This window comes from Bradyrhizobium sp. P2_E8 (genome assembly GCF_056403875.1).
The window spans coordinates 1-3,226 of sequence record NZ_JBFUES010000861.1; the positions used below are offsets into that span (position 1 = coordinate 1).

A 3,226-nucleotide genomic window follows, 5' to 3' on the forward strand; every position below is an offset into this window, starting at 1 on the left:
GCCCTGGACCGCGCGCAACCGTCGCGCGAGCCTCATTCGTTAACAAAGGTTAAAGGCCCGGCTCTATCCCGCGTTGCAAGAGTTCCCGCGCTCCATCCGTATTTTGCCGCAATGTTGCGACAGCGTGACAAATGCGAAACGATGCCGTGGCATCGTTTTCGATGCTTTGATTCTCGAGCCGCATGTCGTCGCGGACTTTGGTTTGTACTGGTTTCGCAGGGGGACCACGGAATGAACCAGTGCCTACGCTCGCTCGCGTGTGTCGTTGCCGTGGCCGCCTTGGCTCTCCTTCCGACGGAGCTGGCGGCGAAGAGCCATCACAAATCGTCCGCGTCGAAGAAGACGCATGAGGCGAAAGCCGGCAAGCAGCGCCATGCCGCGGCGAAATCGCGCCATGGCAAGCACGCCGAAGCGAAGCGCAAGTCGAAGAAGCAGGACGACGAGCCGTCAGACAAGCCGGCGCCCCCGCCGCTGACCGGCGACCTCGCCGCACTCAAGGACGCGATCGATCTCGCGCGCAAGGGCAAGACCGATGACGCGGGCGCGGCGCGCGACCGCATCGCTGACCCCGCCGGGCAGAAGCTCGCCGACTGGTTCATGCTGCGCCATTCCGAGAGCACCGCGAATTTCAAACGCTACGCCGCCTTCCTCGCCGCCAATCCGGACTGGCCGAGCAGCGCGCTGCTGCGCCGGCGTGCCGAGGCGCGGCTGTGGCAGGAGAAGACCGACGCGGCCACCGTGCACAGATTCACCATGGACCGCCCGACCAGCGCCAAGGGCAAGTTCGCGCTCGYCCGCGTGCTGCTCGCCGAAGGCGACGCCGACAGGGCTGCCCGCCTCGTCCGCGAGGCCTGGCGCACGGACGAATTGTCGGAGCGCAGCGAGGAAGACGCCTACGAGGCGTTCCGCGATCTCTTCACTGCCGACGACCATCGCGCCCGCATGGACAAGCGGCTCGGGGCCAAGGACTATGCCGGCGCAAGGCGCGTCGCAAAACGGCTCGGCGAAGATGCGCTCGCGATCGTCAAGGCCTGCGCCGCCGTCACCGGCAAGGCCAACAAGGCCAAGGATTATCTCGATGACGTGTCGACCGAGGCGCGCCGCGATCTCGGCTATGTGCTGTGCCGCGCGCAATGGCATCTCCAGAAGGACCGCATCGACGACGCGGCCGAGGTGATCCTGGCCGCCGCGCCCGACACCATGGCGGCGCAGGACACCGACGCCTGGTGGCGCGAGCGTCGTCTGCTGGCGCGAAAACTGCTCGACCAGGGCAAGTCCAGGACCGCTTACGACGTGGTGCGCGCGGCGGCCGTGCCGGCGATGGAGGTCTATCGCGTCGACTACCACTTCATGTGCGGCTGGATCGCGCTGCGCTATCTCGACGATCCCAGGACGGCGATGATGCACTTCGCCGCGATCGACGAAGGCTCGGCCAATCCACTCGCGCTGTCGCGCGCCCATTACTGGCGCGGCCGCGCCGCGGAAGCGATGGGGGCGACGGCCGATGCGCGCCAGAGCTATCAAGTGGCGGCGCGCTACCCGACCGCCTATTACGGTCAGCTCGCCCGCGCCAAGCTCGGCCTCGACCGCATCGAGCTGCGCCCGCCCTCGCCCGTGCTGGCCGCAGCCGACACGCAGACGCTGGATGAGCGCGTGCGCGCGGCCGACATGCTCTATGGCGTCGGCGAGCGCGACACGGTGTTCTACTACGCCGAGGATTTTGCCAAGGAGAGCACCGACGTTGCCGCCCTCGAAGGCCTCGGCGAGCTGGCCGGGCGGCGCAACGATGCCCGTGTCATGCTGGAGGTGGGCAAGTCGGCGCTGGCGCGCGGGTTCGCGCTCGACCATTACGCCTTCCCGACCATCGGCATCCCCGAGCACAAGCAGGTCGCGCCCGCGATCGAGACCAGCGTGATCTATTCGGTGGCGCGCACCGAAAGCTCGTTCGACCAGCGCGACAAGTCGCCCGCCAATGCGGTCGGCCTGATGCAGGTGACGCCGGAAGCCGGGCGCGACACCGCAAAGCGCTTCGGCCTGACCTATGACTGGGACAGGATGGTCTCCGATCCCGTCTACAACACGCAGATGGGGGCGGCCGAGCTCAGCGCGCTGTTGTCGGAATATCGCGGCAACCAGATCATGACCTTCGCCGGCTACAATGCCGGCCGCGGCCGCGTGCGCGAATGGGTGCAGGCGCGCGGCGACCCCAGGGATCCCAAGGTCGATCCGGTCGACTGGGTCGAACGCATCCCGCTGTCGGAGACGCGCAATTACGTCCAGCGGGTGATTGAGAACGTGCTGGTCTACCGTGCGCGGTTCGAGAGCAGCGGCATGGTCGCTGCGAAATCCGAGCAGCGCGTCACGACGCAGGAAGTGAGCGCGGCGCCAACGGCATCGGCCGCAGCCCCCTCACCCTAGCCTCGCGACCGCCGGGGCTRGAACGCGGCGCGGGGCTGGACGTGGTGACTGCGGCCGACGATTCTGCGCGGCCTGCGTGGTTCAGCTAGCCGTCACCTCCTTCCGTGGTCAGAAGGTCGTGGGCGCGCAGATATACCTCGGTCAGCGAGCGCGAGAGCGCGCCCATCTGCATCATCCAGCTCCAGCTCGAGATCGCCCCCAGCACCGCGATCGCCTCGAGCGAGCTGCGGTAGGGCCACAGCAGCTCCATGGCCGCCCGCTGATCCCGACGGTAGCAATCTTGGTCGCAATAGCGCTCTTGCTTGGACACATGCCGGACGTAACTCGAACCCAGCGGCCGGGCGCACGCACTGCAGACGGCGCCGTGGCAGGGACGTTCCTGATTGACGAGCATGAATCTCAAAGCCGTGTCCTCTCCTGCCGACCGGCGCGCACCCGCCGATTCGCCTCGCCCGCATGTCTGCTCAAGATGCCGCGCGCGCACGCCCCCCGATCAACGATGCTGCCCCGTGATGAAGCCCATAGCATTCGTACCCGCAGTAGGGCAGCAACGTCCTGACATCGCGCAAGTAGCTGCCACTGATCTCCTCGCAGCACCATAGACAGAACGTCTTGCGAAAAGGGGTTCGGCCGTTGACCAGTATGAACCTCACGTGGCACCTCCGAGCGCGAAGCAGTAGACCGTGTCGACCAGAGAGGCGGACGGCGGCGGGGCGCAAAGATGGTTGCGGCCGTCGGGATTGTCTCTGTTTCGCTCCACCTTCTGGGACGGGATGAGGATGTACCTGTCTTCCCGTCTTCCCGGCGC

At 66.9% G+C, this 3,226-nt stretch carries 2 protein-coding genes; one reads left to right on the plus strand and one right to left on the minus strand.

What is annotated here, in order from left to right:
* Window positions 1-231 precede the first annotated feature (231 nt).
* Window positions 232-2,418, plus strand: a complete 2,187-nt coding sequence (locus AC1D00_RS33215; protein WP_477013576.1) for a lytic transglycosylase domain-containing protein — start codon at window positions 232-234, stop codon at window positions 2,416-2,418.
* An 85-nt stretch (window positions 2,419-2,503) separates the two neighbouring features.
* Here AC1D00_RS33215 and AC1D00_RS33220 read toward each other — a convergent pair whose 3' ends face one another.
* Window positions 2,504-2,668 (minus strand): hypothetical protein, encoded by a 165-nt coding sequence (locus tag AC1D00_RS33220; protein WP_235885664.1) that lies wholly within the window; start codon window positions 2,666-2,668, stop codon window positions 2,504-2,506.
* Window positions 2,669-3,226 lie beyond the last annotated feature (558 nt).